A 17,551-nucleotide genomic window follows, 5' to 3' on the forward strand; every position below is an offset into this window, starting at 1 on the left:
GCCTGCTCTCCTGCCCATCCAGGAATCTTCCTGGGTGCATGGGCGTCTGCGCCCACAACCATCTGCATGCGCACCTTCCTGACTTCCTGTGCAGCCACCCACCCACCTGCGCGGCAATCATCCTCTTAAGGACTCTTCATGAAACACGGACGGATGTTCGTCATCACCCTTCGCAAAGGCGGCGTGGGCAAGACCACGGTGGCCATGAACCTTGCCATCTACCTCCGGCAGATCGGCAGGGACGTGGCCTACCTGGATCTTGATCCCCAGCGGGACGGCTACGAGTTTTTCGCCGACCGCTCCCGCCTGTTCCCCGACCTCCCGGGAATCGCGCACCTGGCCCTGGAGGACCCCGACCAAGTCGAAAGCGCCATGCGAAGCCTCGTCAAGGCAGGCGCGGATTCTGTCGTGGATTGCCCGCCGCTGGACCCGCCCCAGGTCATTCGCGCGCAAGAGGTCGGGAACATCCTGGTCTTCCCCTTCAAGCCTGGCGGCAATGACCTGCGCGCCTTCTCCCGAGCCCTCTCCCTGTTCCAGGCCAAACAGGAGCGCATGGCCGACACCACCCGGGTCCAGCCGCAGATGTTCGGCCTGATCAACGAGTTCATGCGCGGCCAGCTCAACGACAGGCTCCTTCTGAAGTGGGTGCAGGGTTCAGGCGTCTTCCAATTCGTGGGCTGCCTCGGTCGCCGCGTCGAATTCAAGGACGCCATCGCCAAGCGCCAAGCCGTCTGGGAATACGCGCCCGACTCCAGCAGCGCCAGGGAAGCCCTGGCCGTGTGCGAGGCCATCCACCGGGGCGCCAAATGAAACCCAAACGCCCAACTGAAACCGACCTCCTGACCCTGGTCCAGAACGGGTTCAATGCACAACTACCCAAGGACCGTGAAGCGCAACCGCCCGCAGCCGCCCCGAAGTCGAGCGCCGCCACTCCGCCCGCAACCCCTGCCCACCAGGAGCCCGCCACTTTCCTGCCGATGGTCAGAATCACCTTGAGCATTCCCGAGGAATTGCGGTTCCGGCTCAAGACGATGCTGATCAACCACGGCCGGATGGCCCGCAGCCGGATGACGCAGGATCAGTTCTGCGCCATGGCCATCGCCGAACGCCTGGACCTCGAGGATGACCGGGTGAACCCCTGGAAACGCGCGGAGCTGTTCGCGACCTTTCTCCAGGAATGCCTTGACGGCGGAGGCCTGGCCAAGGAATGGGTCGCCGGCGCCAAGAACCTGCTGAAGAACCACCAGGACAACCCCTGTACCCGAATCCACCCTTCCTTCCCTGCGACGGGAACCACCAACGCCGAGCCAAAGGCCGGCACCCGAGGAGAGCCCCAACCATGAACGTGATTCCCCTGCGCACCGTGCTCGAGAAGACGAGCCTCTCCCGCCCCACCATCTACCGATTGATCAAGAAGGGCGATTTCCCCTCGCCAAAGAAGATCGGAACAAAGTCCGTCTGGGAAGAAGACGCCGTCGATCGCTGGCTCGAGAGTCTTCCTTCCGGCACCCAGGAACACCCGAACCTCCACCGAGAGCGCGCAGGGTGATCGCCGAAACAAAAGCCACTGCATATCCGCACACGGGGCCGCTTTCCACGGGAAGGCGGCCCCCGTGTTTCAGGGTGGATACCCTGTCGCCGACCAGCCGCTCGACGCGCCTGGATCGACCCCTGAATCCGTCCACTTGGGGGTCCCGGGGACCACCTTCCGCAATATGGGTACAAAGCTGGGTACCGAAAACGCCCAAAAGAAAAGCCCTTGATTTTCAAGGGCTTCTTCGTGTTTCTGGCGGAGAGAGGGGGATTCGAACCCCCGGTACTGGTTTACCCAATACACTCGCTTAGCAGGCGAGCCCGATCGGCCACTCCGGCATCTCTCCCGGTGGCTTTTCATCGTAACCGTTGGGGGCTCTCCGGGCAAGGTACCATCCTGGCCTCCCGTGATTCCCGCCACCGCGCGCAGGTTGCGGGCATCGATGGATCGCCGGACCTTTTATTATTTCGACATCAAAATTGGATAAGTATTTTTTTTACATTCAATAACGCGCCTTCTATTGACACGCAAGGCCGGATGATTATTGTTCCGTTCAATCAGCCCCTTCGGGAATGAACCCATCGCCTTCTCCGGTCGACCGGGGTCCGCACCCGCGGGGAAACCACATCGGGCCCGCCTGCGGCCCTGGAGGTACCATGTCCCGCCCCCCCATCGTCCTCGCCGCCTTCGCCTTCGGTTCCGCCCTCGCGGGCCAGGAGGCCTCCTTCATGGGCTCCCCGGAGCAGTTCCTGATCCAGGAGCTCAAGCCCAGCCTGGGCCTGGGCCGGGAGGATGCGGTGCGGGTCCGCGGCATCGTGGCCGACCCCCTCACCCAGGGGCGCGACGCCCGCATCCACCAGTACTACAAGGGCGTGAAGGTCCTGGGCGGCGAGGGCATCCTCCACCTTTCCGGGCCCCGGACGCGCTCCATCACGGACGCCTTCGTGAAGGACCTCAACCTGGACACGACCCCCGGCGTGCCCCCCGGGGAAGCCCTGGCGGTGGCCATGGCGGCCCTGGCCCCCAGGGGGCGCCTGCGCACCCCGCCCGCATCGGAGCTGGTGGTGGCGAGGCTTCCTTCCGGAGACGCGCTGGCCTACCGCATCCACCTGGAACTGGAGAACGGCTCCAGGGAGACCGTGCACATGGACTTCCTGGTGGACGCGCACAGCGCCGCCATCCTCCGCCGGTGGTCCTCCCTGCGCACCGGCAGGGCCGCCACGGGCACCGGGAACTCCCAGTACAACGGCAAGGTGACCCTCAACACCACGGTGCGGGCCCAGGGCGGGGGCTACGAGCTGCGGGACTGGACCCGGGGCAGGACGGGCAACATGACCGTCAATCTCGACCACAAGACCGGCGAGGACGACGGGACGATCTTCACGAACACGGACAACACCTGGGGGGACGGCCAGAACTACGAGGGAGGCACCACCGCCTCGGCCAACGGGGAGACCACGGCCGTGGACGCCGCCTACGCCCTGCAGGTGACCTGGGACTATTTCGACAAGGTCCTGGGGCGCAAGGGCCTGGACGACCGGGGCACCGCGCTGACCATGCGGGTGCACTACGACACCGACTACGACAACGCCTTCTGGTCCGACACCTGCAAGTGCGTGACCCTGGGCGACGGGTCCTATTTCAAGGCCCTGGCCTCCCTGGACGTGGTCGCGCACGAGCTGAGCCACGGCTTCTGCGCCGCCACGGCGAACCTGGAGTACTTCGGGGAGAGTGGCGCCCTCAACGAGGCCAATTCGGACATCAACGCGGTCCTCATCGAGTTCTACGCCCGCGGGGGTTCGGGGGACCTCATCGGGAACCGGGGCGGCAACTGGACCCTGGGCGAGGACGTGACCCGGCCGAACCATCCCGGCCCCCTGCGCTACCTGTACAAGCCCAGCCTGGACGGCAGCAGCCTTGACGCCTGGACGCCGGACCTCCAGTACCTGGAGGTGCACCAGGGATCCGGCCCCATGAACCGGTGCTTCTACTTCCTGAGCCAGGGCGCCAGCTCCAACGCGAAGTCCGATTTCTACACCTGCGCCCTCCCCAAGGGGATGGAAGGCATCGGAAACGACCGCGCGGGGCGCATCTGGAACCGCGCCATGGCCCATTACCTCACCTCGACCAGCGGCTACAAGGAGGCCCGGGCGGCCTGCATCACCTCGGCCCGGGACATCTATGGACCGGACGGAGCTGAGGAGCAGGCGGTGTGGGACGCCTTCCACGGCATCCTCGTCGGTCCCGCATGGCCGCGGTGAGCCGTGTTTTTTCCAGACGTGCCAACGCGCGTCAGAACCTTTGGCGGGCTTCAGTGCAACCCGGAAATGCATCTGCTAACATGCGCATTGCCATTTCCCCGGAGTCCCCCCTTTGGTCCAGACCATCGCAGAGCTGTTTTATGAAAGTCTGAGGTACGACCTGCCCGATGCCCTGGCCTCCAAGGTGGGAGGTGCCTACAAGCCCATCTCCCACAAGGAGTTGCAGGCGAAGGTCGAGCGGATCTGCCTGGCCATGGAAGCCCGGGGACTGCGCAAGGGGGACCGGGTCGGCATCCTCTGCGACAATCGCCCCGCCTGGGCCATCATGGACTTCGCGTGCGCCCTGCTGGGCGTGGTGAGCGTGCCCATCTACCACACCCTCACCGCGGACCAGACGTCCTACATCCTCCAGCACAGCGGCTCCCGCTGGATCCTCACCTCCAACGGCGCCCAGTTCGCCAAGATCAAGGCCTGCTCCGAGAAACTCCCCGAACTGGAGACCGTCGTCATCCTGGACGGGATCCCCGCGGAGCCCCACGGGCTGGACTGCCTTCCCTGGGACACCCTCATGGCCGAAGGCGAGGCCCTGGAAGCGCGCCGGCCCGAGGTGCGGGCCTGGGCGGCCGAACGCGTCCCGGCCGACCTTCTCACGCTCATCTACACCTCCGGCACCACGGGCGACCCCAAGGGCGCGATGCTCAGCCAGGGCAACCTCGCCTCGAACATCGAGGCCGTGGTGGAGGTGGCCATCGTGGCCCTGCGGCCCGAGCGCGGCGACCGGTGCCTTTCGGTGCTTCCCCTCTCCCACATCTTCGAGCGCACCGCGGGCCACTACACGATGCTCCACCTGGGCATCGCCATCTACTACGCCGAAAGCCTCATCTGCCTGCCCCAGAACCTCCTGGAGGTTCAGCCCGCCGTGCTCATGGCCGTGCCCCGCATCTTCGAGAAGATCTACGCCAAGGTGCGGGACGCCCTCACCTCCGGCGGCCTCGTCAAGCGGATGGTGTTCAGCTGGGCCCGCTCCACCTGCCACCGGGTGGTGCGCTACCTCTACTTCGACAAGCAGCCCGGGGGGCTCACCAACCTGGCCTGGAGGCTCGCGGACCGCATCCTCCTGTCCAAGGTCCGGGCCAAGACCGGGGGCCGCCTGCGCTTCTGCGTCACGGGCGGCGCCGGCATCAACCCCACGATCATGGAGTTCTTCTGGGCCATGGGCGTGCCGATCTACGAGGGCTACGGCCTCACCGAGACCAGCCCCATCCTCACCCTCAACAAGATCGGGCGGGTGCGCCCCGGCTACGTGGGCCATCCCATCCTCAAGACCTGGAACGGACGGCCCTTCCTCAAGCTCGCCGCCGACGGCGAGATCCTGTGCCAGGGTCCCAACGTCATGCAGGGCTACTGGAAGGACGAGGCCGCCACCCGGGAGGTCTTCGACGCCGACGGGTATTTCTGCACCGGCGACGTGGGCGAGATCGACCCCCAGGGCCGCGTGAAGATCACGGACCGCAAGAAGGAGATCATCGTCACCAACGGCGGCAAGAACGTGGCGCCCCAGCCCATCGAGAACGCCCTGAGGGACGATCCCTACATCGAGCAGGCCATCGTCGTGGGCGACCGGCGCAACCACCTCGCCGCCCTCATCGTCCCCCACTTCCCGGCCCTCCGCGACTGGTGCAACCGCAAGCAGGTGCCCTTCAAGGACGACGCGGAGATGCTGGCCAACCCCAGGGTCTACGCCAAGATCATGACCCGCGTGAACCACACCAATTCCCGGCTTCCCGCCTACGAGCGCGTGCGCAAGATCGCCCTCCTGGAGAAGGAGCTGACGCCCGAAAGCGGCCTCCTGACCCCCTCGCTCAAGCTCAAGCGGCGGGTGGTGAACGAGACGTTCAAGGACCTGATCGAAAGCCTGTACCGGGCCAACGCGTAGCTCCCGCCCCCCGATGGACGCCCCACGGGAGGCGTGGCATCATGCAGGGAAGGAAGGCTGGCCGAGTGGTTTATGGCTCTCGTCTTGAAAACGAGCGTGGGTGATGAGCCCACCGGGGGTTCGAATCCCTCGCCTTCCGCCAATCCCGAAACCAGCTTCATCTCCTTCATCCCTGGAATCGGCGTCTCTACTGGGGCGTCAGGGAGCTCTTACGTCGGGCCGAGGCATTCCGGGAGGCGGTCGAGGATCAGGTCGGCCACAGAAGGGACACCAGGGCAAGGTTCGGATTGCCTCTCGGGCGACCCAGGCCCTCAGGGTGGGGATGGAAAACGGGCTATGGCGTTCGGGCCGGACCAGCGGGGGTCCGCCAGGAACGGGCTTCGGGAAAGGGAGGTTTCGGAGATCCAAGGAGTTCGTGAATCGTAGGGGGGAAAACCCGAGCTCGCTCGGTGACCAGGAACGCAAAGGTGGCCAAGCAACAACTGCCATGGTGGTGGAAGCCGGCCCAGGTCCGGCCCTCGAAGTGTCCCAAGCCGAGTTCCCCCTTCAATTCCTGGTAGTCCCGCTCGACCCGCCAGCGCAGCTTGGCCACCTGGACTAGGGCTCGCAACGAGGTGTTGGCCGGTAAGTTGGAGAGCCAGAACCGCACCGGGCTGGGAGACTCCGGTGGCCACTCGACCAGCAGCCATTGCTCCGGATGGATGAACACATAGTTGCCCTTGGAGCGCAGGAGCCCCGGCACCAAAACCCTGCAGGCGGCGAATCGGGAGGTCAATGGTCCCTTCGAGCCTTCTCGCCATTCGATGGATCTCCAAGCCGTCTTCGGTAGCCCCTGGGCCAGGACCAGGACCTTTCGGGTCGGCTGCTTCGGGTTGGGCCTGAAACATTGCGAGTATCTCCCGCGCTTGGGCCTCCGCCGCCGGGGTGGCAGCGGACCTTGTCCCTCCTTCCAGACCAAGATGCTGGAGCGGACTCCCACCATGAAACTCAAACCTCGATCGGCCAGCCCCTTGCGGAAGGCGCCACTGTCGCCGTAACCCGCATCGGCGACTACCGGCGCCAAGTCCGTTCCTTCTGCAATCAGGTCATCGATCAGTCCAAGCGCAATCTCCGGCTTGGAAAGGAACTTCATGTCCTCCGGGATGCCGGTCATCCGGCGGCGGGCTGAATTCTGCGTCCATTCCTTGGGCAGGAACAGCCGGTAGGCGGTAGGCAGGCTCGCAAATTGGTTGGCAAGGTTGATCGTAACCACGCTTTGGCAATTGGCGACGATGCCCCGCTCGCCGCAGTATTGATTGGCCACCCCTACGGAGCAGGAACCGCGTTTCGGGAAGGAGGTATCGTCCACGACCCAGGCTTCCAGGGCACCCCTGGAGAGCAGAAATGGCAAGGCATAGTCCCGGGCCCCGCGCAGAATGGCCCGGTGATCCCAGACGGAATCCGTGATGAATCGTTGCAGCGACGCATGCTTGGCCTGGGTGCTCCCGGGTGCGAGCCGCGCCGCCATGGGCTCCATGCTTTTTCGCTCGCCGGGCAGCGCCAGCCCTCGACAATAGTCGCAAACGACTTGCTCCGGACCCCACCAGTTGGCCTTCCGCAAGGCCGGCACCAACAGAGCACTGGCAAATGCCACTACCTTGGCCTGATCGATGTCCTGTACGGTCATCTGACACCTCCAGACCCCGTAATCTCTACTGCCGCATCGGGACCGAGGGTTACATCCTCCCCCCAGCATCCATAACCCCTGCCAATCCAAGATTCCGGGAATGGCAGACGCGCGCCCCAGTAGAGGCGTCCATCCCCGGATCGCAGGGCCAAGGACCGGATGGGTCGGCGCAGGCAGGTAAGGGTTGCGCCTACCCAGGCCATGGATGGCCCTGCTTAACAAGGATGAACGCCGATGCAAGGGATGAAGTGGGATGGGGTTCGTCAACCCTTGTCATTTGAAAAACGTGCGCAATGGATGGGAAGCGAACCGGGAAAAAATCAAGAAAATGCCTCTGAAGTTAATGATTCTGCCATCATGCTTCTTTTCCTGAATCATGAATTTGCATAACCATGCCCATTCATCTATGATGGATTCCCCACGGGGAATTCCCCCTTTTTGACCCCTTTCATATTTTTAAATACTTATTTTATTTATTTATTGCCCATCCGTCAGGGAGGTGATCAGCCTTGCCGGAAAAGGAGGCGCAATGAGCTTTGAACCCACCCCTATGAATGACCAGTTGGAAGTGGACGCGGCGGTGGGGCGGGTACGCCTGGCGGGCCGGCCTGCGGTGGTCCTGGACGCCAGCACCCTGGGCGTGCTGACGAAGGAACTGGTGGAACAGGCGGGGCTGGAGGAGGCCCGGGCCCTGCTCACGCGGGTGGGCTACGCCCAGGGGTGGCGCCTGGCCGCTCCGGAGGCGGCGGGGCCCTTCACGCCGGGACTCTTGGGGCTGTTCCGCATGGAGCCGGGGGTTCCCGCCTTCCTGGAAGGCAACCAGGCGGGGGCCCGGTTCCTGTCCCTGGACTCATTCGAGGCGGAGCAGCACCTGGCCCACCTGGGGCCCAGCCGGGTGCCCGCGTGCTGGGTGATCTGCGGGTTGGCCAGCGGCTACCTCAGCCGGCGCCAGGGGCGCGCCGTGGAAGTGCGGGAGGAGCGGTGCGCCGCCCAAGGAGCCGGCCGGTGCCGGTTCCAGGGCCGGATCCGGGAGGACTGGGAGCCGGCGGCCCAGCTTCCGCCGGGGCCCGCGGCCATGGTGGCCCAGAGCCCCCCCATGCGCCACCTGCTGGACCTGGCCCACCGCATCGCCCCGGTGGAGTCGACGGTGCTCATCACGGGCGAGAGCGGCACGGGCAAGGAGCGCATCGCGCGCCTGGTGCACGGCGCCTCCCGGCGCGCGGCGGGGCCCTTCATCGCGGTGAACTGCGGGGCCATCACCGAGACCCTCCTGGAGAGCGAGCTGTTCGGGCACGCCCGGGGCGCCTTCACCGGGGCGGTGGCGGACCGGGCCGGCCTCTTCGAATCCGCGGGCGGGGGCACCATCCTCCTGGACGAGGTGGGCGAGATCTCGCCGGCCATGCAGGTCAAGCTCCTGCGGGTGCTGCAGGAGCGGGAGGTGCGCCGGGTGGGGGAGAACCGCTCCCGCCCCATCGACGTGCGCGTCATCGCGGCCACCAATTCCGACCTGGCCGCCGACATCCGCCAGGGCCGTTTCCGCAAGGACCTCTACTACCGCCTGAACGTCGTGGAGCTGCGGGTTCCGCCCCTGCGGGAGCGCCGGGAGGACATCCTGCCCCTGGCGCGCCAGCTTCTGGCCGAGGCCTCGGCCCGCCTGCGCGCGCCGGGGCGGGTCCTGGCCCCCGCCCTGGAGGAGCAGCTTCTGCGCTACCCCTGGCCCGGCAACGTGCGGGAACTGGAAAACGCCATGGAGCGCACCGCGGCCCTGGCGGACCGCGCCGTGGTGGACGCCCTGCCCGGGGACCTGGCTCCGCCGGTGGCCGCGCCGCCCGTGGCCTGCCCCGCCCGGCCCCTGGCGGAGGTGGAGCGGGACTACATCCTCGCGGTGCTGGAGGCCAACGGGGGCAACCAGGGCATCACGGCCCGGCAGCTGGACATCGGATCCGCCACCCTGTACCGCAAGCTCCGGGCATACGGCCGGGTGCGGCCCCGCCTCACCCCTCCTCCAGCCCGGCGGCCCTCCGCATGAACACCTTGGCCGCCCCCTGAACCGCGTGCAGCGCGTCGGGACTCCACGCCCCGGCAGGCCGCTTTTCCGTCAGGGTGTCCCGGACCAGGTCCACCAGGACGGACCAGGTTTCCGGATGGGGAAGCCGGATCTCCACCAGGGCGTTCACCACCCGCAGCCGCAGCGCCCAGGGATTGCGGTCCGCCCACGCCCCCCGGACCTGGTGCAGGAGCATGGAACCGTTCTGCTCCGCCAGCGCCGGCCCGGAGGCGCCGTGGGCCGCCGCCAGGGCCTCCACGGCAAGGCCGTGCAGGACCGGCAGCTTGATGGCATCGGCCCGGGCGCACAGGGCGAGGGCCACGTCCGGGTCCCCCAGGCCGGCCAGGGCCTGCCCCACGCCGGTCTGGATCCGCAGGCTCTGTCCGGAATGGAGCATGTCCAGGAGCTGGGCGGCGGCCTCGGCTCCCCCCACCGCGCCCAGGGCCTCGATGACCTGGAGGGTGGTCTCCTCCCGGGTGCTGGACCGCATGAGGTCCAGGAGATCCGGCACCAGCTCGGGAAACCTCCGCTGGGCCGCCAGGCGCAGGCCCAGGGAGAGGTCCTGGGGCGCCGGTTCCCGCAGGAGGGTCCGGGCCAGGTCCAGGGCCCCCGGCAGGTGCCCCAGGTGGAACAGGGCCCGGTCCGCGATGTCCGTGAGCGGGTCCCGGCAGGCCTGCAGCAGCACGGGCTGGAGGGCCGCCTCCTGGCGGGCGCCCAGCACTTCCACGGCCGCGGCCCGCTGGGCGCCGTCCGGACCGTCCAGGATGAGCTGGTGGATCTTCCCGGCGTCCGCGGGCACGAGCCGGGCCAGGGCCCGGGCCACCCCTTCCCGTCCGGTCTGCTCCCGGAAGGCCTCCACCAGGAGGTCCAGCACCCGGCCATGGTCGATGAGGCCCTTTTTCACATGGGCCGCGAGGCCCTCGGCCGAACTGTCCACCGCGAAGCCCAGGCGGCGGGCCCGCTGGTGCATGGCCTCCGCCGCCTGGGTGATGACCGCGTTCAAGGCGCTGGGCTTGGCGCCTTCCTCCGTGGCGGCGACGACATCGGCCAGGAAGCGTTTGATGAGGGGCGGGGCATCCAGGGCCTCCCCCGCGTCCAGCGCCCCCAGGGACGCCTGGGCCTTCTCGCGGGCGGCGGCCCCCTGCAGGGTCCGGAACTGGGCCACCTGCTCCTTGAGCAGGCGGTCCGAAAGCACCTCCCGGTGGCTGTCCTCCAGGATGTCCGCGAGTCCTTCCGCGGCCTCGGCCGTCTGGACCATGGCCAGCAGGAGGAGGCCGTGGCGGAACACCAGGAGATCCGGGTGCTGGGCCACCACCCGCAGGGCTTCGAGGTTCGCGGGGCCCACCAGGGGCGCGAGCCGATGAGCGGCCTCATTGGCGGCGGCGGGGTTGGCGGAGCCCTCCAGAAGGTGCTCCAGGTAGTGGTTGAAGGCCTCCTGGGGGTCCGTCTGGGCCAGGACCTCCGCAAGGATTTCCTTGAAATCGGCCCCCTGGCGCATGGTGTTCAGCTCGCGCAGGGCATCCATGGCCGCGGGCGTGGCCAAGCGGCCAAGGGCGCGGACGCCCGTCTCGAAGATGGCCAGGTCCGATTCGTAGCGCAGGATGCGGGCGAGGATATCCAGCCAGTCCGGCCAGGGGAAGTAGAACGCCGCCTCCATGGCCAGTTGGCGCAGGGCCCGGGGCGCCCGGGACCCGGGCAGTCGCCCGTCAAGTTCCGGCACCGCGTCCGGCCCCGCCTCCAGGATGCAGCGGAAGAACGCCAGTTGGTGCTGCCGGTCGTCCCCGTCCAGGTGGTCGAGGACGCCCCTGAAGTTATCCAGTGCCTTCGACGCCATGCAATCTCCTGGAAACGTTCATCCTAGTTCACGGGGGCGCAGTGCGCTTCCACGTGACCGTCGATCAGTCCCTGGACGAAGGGAGTGACCATGGTGAACTCGATCCCCGCCAGAACGTAGCCGCTGGTCTTGCCGGGCACCTTCCCCAGGAGGCGCACCACGGTCCCCCGCAGCGGCACGCAGGGGAGGTCCGGGTGGAAAAGACAGAAGTTCTCCAGCACCGAGCCGGTGTCCAGGTCCCAGGCATCCGCGATCTGGATCTCCAGCCCGCACCCTCCGGCGCTGAGGTTCGCGAGCCGGGCCCCGGACACCATGCGGTCGTGGATGTGGAAGGCCACACGGTAGGCGCCCCCGGAGGTGCTCATGCGCGTGTACCGCCGCCGCTCCAGCCCCTCGGTTTCCATCCCCGGCCCCTCCCGCGCGATCCAGGGTCCAAGGGTATCAGTACCCCGGCGCCCGGAAAGGGCCTGGGAATGGATAGGTATTGCTCATATCAGGGACCCTGCGACGCATTCAAGCCCGGTGCCTTTTCGCGGAGAGGAAGTCCGGGTGGCAGGTAAAAATTATTTATTTATATTGTTTCCACCACCCCTTCGCCTGGGAGAAGCCATGCCCGCCCCGCCGTTTCGAACCCTGACCGCCCTGACCCTCTGCCTCCTGGCGACGGCCTGCGGAGGAGGGTCCGGAGGCTGGGTGGGCATGGCGGACCCCGGCAGGCAGGGACCCCGCCAGGGCGCTCCGCCCAAGGAACCGGCCATCACCGCCCCCGCCGTCCTCACGGCTGGCCAGGGGGGATACCACGCCTCGGTGCCCGCCCTGAAAGGCGCCTCCTTCACGTGGACCCTCTCCAATGGAACCCTCACGGCGGGGGGAAACGGCCCCGAAATCACCTTCAAGGCGGGGGAAGCCGGCGCGCTGACCCTCACCTGCGCCCAGACCACCCGGCGGGGCACCACGGCAGGCACCCTGTCCATTCCGGTGCGCACCGGGCCCATCCTGACGGGTCCGCGGATCTCCGTGCTACGCCAGGGGATCGATACGGTCAGCACGCCCGCCGTACCCGGCGCGACCTACGCCTGGACGGCCTCCGGCGCCACCCTCCTCAAAGGCCAGGGCACGCCCACGATCACCCTCTTCAACGGCGGATCCGGTGCGGCCAGCGCCCGGCGGGTCCAGGCCCTCGGCGCCGCGGACGACCGGATCCTCGTGACCCTGGCCCGGACCGACCCGGCCACCGGCGATGTGACCAGCTCCCAGCTGGAACTCCGCGAGGTTGCCGAGGATGACCTGGCCCCCGCGGGGCTGGCCTTCACCGCCGCCAGGGTCGTTCTCACCCTCGGGGAGCCCATGGATGAACTGGTCCAGGACAGCGAAGGGGGCTCGATCCAGGCCTACGCCATCGCGCCGGCCCTGCCCGCAGGCCTGGCCCTGGATCCCGCCACGGGGTTCATCTCCGGCACGCCCGCCGTCCTCAGCCCGGAGACGGACTACACCCTCACGGCCACCAACGCCGTCGGCACCGCCACCGCCCCCCTGACCCTCGCCGTCATCGACCGGCCCCCGTCGGGCCTGGCCTACGGCGCGCCCACGGCCGTATTCACCCGGGGGACCGCCATCCCGCCCGACATCCCCGCCTCCTCCGGGGGCGCCGCCACCGCATTTGCCGTCACCCCTCCCCTGCCCCCCGGCCTCGCCCTGGATCCCGTCACCGGCGTCATCGCCGGAACCCCGGCGACCGCCTCGCCCACGACCTCCTACACGGTCACCGCCACCAACACGGGCGGTTCGGCCAGCACCGTCCTGACGTTCACCGTCGTTGATGCCACCCGGCCCACCTTGGCCTATCCAGGGGGGACGATGACCTGCACCCGGGGGGTGGCCGCCACCCCCGCCATCCCGGTGGCCACCGACGCCGCCGGAGCCACCTACCGCGTGACGCCCCCCCTGCCCGCGGGCCTGACAATGGACCCCGCCACCGGCATCATCGGCGGCACCCCCGCCGCCCTCAGCCCCGCCACGGTCCACCTCGTCACGCTCGACGCGCCCAACGGATCCGCCCAGGCCACCCTGACCCTCACGATCATCGACCTGCCTCCCGCCAACCTGGCCTACCCCGGCGGCGCCTCGGTCTTCACCCGGGGCGTGGCCATCCCCGGTGCAACCCCGGCCTGGTCCGGCGGTGCGCCGGTAACCTTCGCCATCTCACCGGCCCTGCCCGCGGGCCTCACCCTGGACCCGGCCACCGGCGCCCTCGCCGGGACCCCGGCCGTCCTGAGCCCCGCGGCCACGTACACCGTCACCGCCACCAACACCGGGGGCTCGGCCCAGGCCCAGATCGTCCTCACCGTGAACGACGCCGCCCCCTCGGGCCTCGCCTACGCCAACGCCTCCGCCACCTACATCCGCAATCATCCCATCGCTCCGGACACGCCCACCAGCGCAGGCGGAGCCGTGGTGGCCTACACCGTCTTCCCCGCCCTGCCCGCGGGCCTCACCCTGGACCCGGTTTCAGGTGTCCTCGCCGGGACCCCGACCGCCGTGGCGGCCCTCGCCACCTACACCGTCACCGCCACCAACTCCGGCGGCTCCGCCACGGCGGAGCTGTCCTTCCGGGTGGAGGCCGAGGGTCCGGTGATCACCCGCGGGCCCGACAGCCTCACCCTCTTCGAGGGGCGCAGGGCCGCCTTCACGGTGGCGGCCACGGGCGCGGCACCCCTCGTCTATCAATGGACGAAGAACGGCGTGGCCATCCCCGGCGCCACGGGCACGTCCTACCTGGCCCCTCCGGCCGTACCCGGCGACGAGGGTGCGAGGTTCGCCGCGGTGGTCACGGACGCCCTCGGGGATTCGTCCACCAGCCCGGAGGCCGTACTCAGCGTGACGCGCCTCCACCCGCGGTTCGCCCTGGTCGCCAGCGGCTCCGAGCGCGCCCTGACCAGCTATGCCGTGGATGCCGTCTCCGGCCAGCTCCGGTTCAGGGACTGGGCGGCCACGGGCCTGGAGCCTTCCTCCGTGGCGGTGGACCTCCAGGGCAGGGTGGCCTTCGTCGCCAACCAGGGCGACGGCACCCTTTCGTCCTTCGGCCTGGGAACCGATGGTTCGCTGACCGCCCTGGCCACGACGCCCACCGGGGTGGAGCCCCGCGCCCTCGCCCTCGACGCTGGCGGCTCCTTCCTCTACGTCCTCTGCGCCGAACCGGCCAACCCCGGCGGCACCCTTGAAGCGTTCTCCATCGGCAACGACGGCTCCCTCCTGTCCCAGGGCACGGTGGCCACCGGGAAGGCTCCCAGCGGGATAGCCCTGGAGTCTTCGGGCCGGTTCGCCTACGTGGCCAATCTCCCGGAAGGGACGGTTTCGGCCTTTGCCATCGGGTCCGGAGGCAGCCTCTTGCCCGTCTCCGGTTCACCCTTCCCCGTGGGCACCTCACCGGCCTGTGTGGCGGCGGACCCCAGCGGCGCCTATCTCCTGGTGGCCGACATCGGTGACCAGGCGCTCAAGGCCTTCGGGATCGATCCCTCCTCCGGAGCCCTGGCCCTGGCCGGGAGCCTGCCGGTGACGTTGGGCCTCATCCCATCCCTGGCCTTCGATCCAGCGGGGGGTTCCGTCTACCTGGCCGCGGCCGGCGACCCCTCCCTCCCGGGGGCGGTGCGGACCTTCGCCTTCGCCTCGGGAACCCTGTCCGAGACCGGGGGTGCCACCAGCGTGGGCATGCGCCCCGAGGGCATCCTCGTCGACCCCTCGGGCGCGTTCGTCCTGGTGGCCAACGCCGGTGACGGCTCCATCTCCGCCTTCGCCCGGGATGCCTCCGGGGCCCTGACCCCGGCCGCCACGAACCTGGCGGGCCGCGCGAGCGGCTCGGGCAGCCTCATCCGCGGCCGCGGCCACGGCCGGGCCCTGGCGGTGGCCGCGGGCGCGGCCGCAGCCTCCTGGATCCCGGGCTTCGTCTACGTGGCCGACCCCACCTCCGGCTCCATCGCCGGGTACGGCCTGGACGGGTCCACCGGGAGCCTCGCCGCGGTGTCCGGCATGCCCGTGGACGCGGCCCCCAAACCCCGGGGCATCGCCGTCGATCCCACCGGGGCCACGGCCTTCGTGACCCACTTCGTTCCCACGGCCGAGGTGGACCCTTTCTCCTCCTTCAGCATCCACGACGGCGCCTTCACTCCCCTGGCTTCGTCCCTCGCGCCCCTCGGCAAGCCCGTCAGTTTCGTTCTCGAACCCGGAGGCCGCTTCGCCGTGAGTTCGGACAAGGCCACCACCGACCTGCAGGTTCACCGCGTCTCGGGCGGCGGCCTTGCCCCTGCGGGGTCGGCCACGGCCCCGGGTACGGCCGCGATCCTCGCCTTCGCTCCCGCCGGGCGGTTCTTCTTCGCGGCGACCTCGGGAAGCGTCGCCGCGTTCGTCCTGGACGCCAGCGGCAACGTCACCCGGCCCTCCTCGGGAGATGCCCAGCCCGCGGGCCTGAACCCCAGGGCCATCTGCGTGGATCCTTCCGGCCGGTATCTCTTCGTGGGCAACTCCGGCCTGGGGTTCGGCGGAGACGCCGTCTGGTCCTACGCCATCGACCCATCGACCGGAGGCCTGACGCCCCTGGGCACCCGGGCCCTCAGTCCCGGCAACGACGGCATCACCAGCCTGGCCATGGATCCCCTGGGGCGGTTCCTTTTCGCCGCCGTCTACAATCTGGGGCCCCCCGTGCCCATCCACCGGCTGGGCCTCGGCGCCGACGGCTCCCTCACCGACCTGGGGACCACCCCCGCCGACCCGGCTTTGGACCCGGGCGTCAAGCTTTTGGCGGTCGACCCTTCCGGGCGGTTCCTGCTGATGACCAACGGACTGACGCCGGAACTGACGGTTTTCTCCATCGACCCCTCCACCGGGGTCCTGACCCCCATCGGCCAGGCGATCCCCGCCCCCGGATCGCCCCTCGACACCTCGCCCCCGGCGCCCATGGCCCTGGCCGTGACCGGAACGGTGCGTTAAGGGACGCCCCGGCCCCACGCGAAAGGGCCCCGCTTCCATCCAGGAGGCGGGGCCCTTTCGTGAAGGGGGTCCGTTCAGGAGCCGGATCCCTCCGGATGCCTCCGGGCCACAGGGTGGCCGTTGCGACGGAGTTCGGGCTTGCCGCGCAAGGCGGCCCGTGCCGGGGACTCGAAGGGGGGCATGTCCAGTTCGGCGATGCAGGAGCCCGCGCCCACCAGGCAGATGCCGTCGGTGCTGAAGGCCACGCATGAAGGGTAGGCGAGGGCGGCGCATTCGTCCGGAGCCCTGCCCGGGCTGTAGTAGCCGATGGGACCTCGGCGGGTGCGGGTCTCCCCGGAACTCCCGGCCAGGGTGTGGAGCGTGCCCGTGTCCAGGTCCAGCACGCGCACCGCGCAGGCGCCTGTGTCGGCGATGTAGAGGTTCCGGCCTTTCACCGTGAGGCCCCCGGCGCGGTAGAGGCCGTTGACGGCATCACTGGGGATGCGGGGGGCGGGATCGTGCACCGGAGGCTCCAGCGCACCCAGGGAGCCGTGGGCCTCGCCGGTCCTCAGCACCCTCCTCACGTCGCCGTCGGGCCGGATCCGGTAGACGGCGTCAAAGTCCGAGACGTAGAGTTCCCCGGTCTGGGGATCCAGCGCCAGGCCCATGGGCTGCACGAAGGCGTCCCCGGCCACGGGCGAGACCTCGCCCTGGGGCGAGATGCGGTCCACGCGCCGGTTGCCCCGGTCCAGGACGAACACAGCCCCCTCCCGGTCCATGGCCAGGTCGGCGATGCCTCCGAACTCGTGGGTTCCCGCCAGCAGGCGACGGCTGCCGTCGGGCTCCAGGGCGTACACCTGGGAGGCCCGCCCCATGCGCGGGTCCGCCGGGGCTTCGCTGAAGACCAGGTGGTGGGGGTTGCCCGGAAGGCTGTTGGGAGGTCGCGAAGCCAGGCCTTCGCAATGGAAGGCGCCCGGGACCCAGGGCACGCGGTCCCCATGGGCCTGCCGCGTGGCGGCGCCCAGCCAGGGCTGGATCTCCCCCCGCAGGCTCACGAGCTGGACCCCGAAGTCGTCGGAAACCGCCCAGTGCCGGTTGATGGCGCCCGGCATGGACGGGTCGTCAAGGTAGCAGATCCGGTGGATGTTCCTGAAACGAACGGCCGTCGGGGCGCCGGGAAGGGGGTCCGGGTCGCCGGCATAGATCTGGAGCTTGGGGACCATTGGATTCTCGAAGGAAGGCAACCATGGCTTTGCATGATTAGTTTATATTTCACCTTCAAATTAGGCGGCTCCTCCCGAGCGTCAAGCC

General features: G+C 68.8%; 12 protein-coding genes and 2 tRNA genes. 9 read left to right on the top strand and 5 right to left on the bottom strand.

Going from position 1 to position 17,551, the window contains the following annotated elements:
- Positions 1-138 precede the first annotated feature (138 nt).
- The 3 genes from ACZ5LB_RS09040 to ACZ5LB_RS09050 are packed head-to-tail and all read left to right on the top strand — an operon-like array spanning position 139 to position 1,549.
- Entirely contained in the window at positions 139-810 is a 672-nt protein-coding gene (locus ACZ5LB_RS09040) for a ParA family protein (protein WP_464605867.1), read from the top strand.
- Positions 807-1,343, top strand: a complete 537-nt coding sequence (locus ACZ5LB_RS09045; RefSeq protein ID WP_464605868.1) for a hypothetical protein — start codon at positions 807-809, stop codon at positions 1,341-1,343. The genes ACZ5LB_RS09040 and ACZ5LB_RS09045 overlap by 4 nt, the downstream gene beginning before the upstream one ends.
- Entirely contained in the window at positions 1,340-1,549 is a 210-nt protein-coding gene (locus tag ACZ5LB_RS09050) for a helix-turn-helix transcriptional regulator (RefSeq protein ID WP_464605869.1), read from the top strand. The genes ACZ5LB_RS09045 and ACZ5LB_RS09050 overlap by 4 nt, the downstream gene beginning before the upstream one ends.
- 238 nt (positions 1,550-1,787) lie before the next feature.
- Here ACZ5LB_RS09050 and ACZ5LB_RS09055 read toward each other — a convergent pair.
- A tRNA-Ser gene (locus tag ACZ5LB_RS09055) sits at positions 1,788-1,880 on the bottom strand.
- Positions 1,881-2,190: 310 nt separating this feature from the next.
- On the opposite strand from ACZ5LB_RS09055, the gene ACZ5LB_RS09060 reads away from it, so the two are divergent.
- The 3 genes from ACZ5LB_RS09060 (at position 2,191) to ACZ5LB_RS09070 (ending at position 5,873) form a co-directional block, all read left to right on the top strand.
- A complete protein-coding gene (locus tag ACZ5LB_RS09060; protein WP_464605870.1) occupies positions 2,191-3,795 on the top strand; it encodes a M4 family metallopeptidase in 1,605 nt (534 codons plus the stop codon).
- Between the two features lie 112 nt (positions 3,796-3,907).
- A complete protein-coding gene (locus ACZ5LB_RS09065) occupies positions 3,908-5,731 on the top strand; it encodes an AMP-dependent synthetase/ligase (RefSeq protein WP_464605871.1) in 1,824 nt (607 codons plus the stop codon).
- Between the two features lie 51 nt (positions 5,732-5,782).
- Positions 5,783-5,873 (top strand) — tRNA-Ser (locus tag ACZ5LB_RS09070).
- A gap of 192 nt (positions 5,874-6,065) precedes the next feature.
- Here the strand turns inward: ACZ5LB_RS09070 and ACZ5LB_RS09075 are convergent.
- Positions 6,066-7,397, bottom strand: a complete 1,332-nt coding sequence (locus ACZ5LB_RS09075; protein WP_464602688.1) for an IS701 family transposase — start codon at positions 7,395-7,397, stop codon at positions 6,066-6,068.
- A 234-nt stretch (positions 7,398-7,631) separates the two neighbouring features.
- On the opposite strand from ACZ5LB_RS09075, the gene ACZ5LB_RS09080 reads away from it, so the two are divergent.
- Together ACZ5LB_RS09080 and ACZ5LB_RS09085 are read left to right on the top strand one after the other, a co-directional pair.
- Positions 7,632-7,787 (top strand): hypothetical protein, encoded by a 156-nt coding sequence (locus tag ACZ5LB_RS09080; RefSeq protein WP_464605872.1) that lies wholly within the window; start codon positions 7,632-7,634, stop codon positions 7,785-7,787.
- A 139-nt stretch (positions 7,788-7,926) separates the two neighbouring features.
- A complete protein-coding gene (locus ACZ5LB_RS09085; protein WP_464605873.1) occupies positions 7,927-9,426 on the top strand; it encodes a sigma 54-interacting transcriptional regulator in 1,500 nt (499 codons plus the stop codon).
- Here ACZ5LB_RS09085 and ACZ5LB_RS09090 read toward each other — a convergent pair.
- Complete coding sequence (locus tag ACZ5LB_RS09090) at positions 9,392-11,278, bottom strand: HEAT repeat domain-containing protein (protein ID WP_464605874.1); 1,887 nt, start codon at positions 11,276-11,278, stop codon at positions 9,392-9,394. The genes ACZ5LB_RS09085 and ACZ5LB_RS09090 overlap by 35 nt on opposite strands.
- Before the next feature lie 23 nt (positions 11,279-11,301).
- Positions 11,302-11,682, bottom strand: a complete 381-nt coding sequence (locus ACZ5LB_RS09095; protein ID WP_464605875.1) for a PilZ domain-containing protein — start codon at positions 11,680-11,682, stop codon at positions 11,302-11,304.
- 205 nt (positions 11,683-11,887) lie between these two features.
- Between ACZ5LB_RS09095 and ACZ5LB_RS09100 the strand changes: the two genes are divergently transcribed.
- On the top strand, positions 11,888-16,261 hold the full coding sequence (locus ACZ5LB_RS09100; RefSeq protein WP_464605876.1) for a putative Ig domain-containing protein: 4,374 nt from the start codon (positions 11,888-11,890) through the stop codon (positions 16,259-16,261).
- 74 nt (positions 16,262-16,335) lie between these two features.
- Here ACZ5LB_RS09100 and ACZ5LB_RS09105 read toward each other — a convergent pair whose 3' ends face one another.
- Positions 16,336-17,463, bottom strand: coding sequence for an NHL repeat-containing protein (locus tag ACZ5LB_RS09105; protein ID WP_464605877.1), 1,128 nt, complete (start codon positions 17,461-17,463; stop codon positions 16,336-16,338).
- Positions 17,464-17,551: the final 88 nt, after the last annotated feature.

Source organism: Mesoterricola sp. MK458, assembly GCF_055384935.1.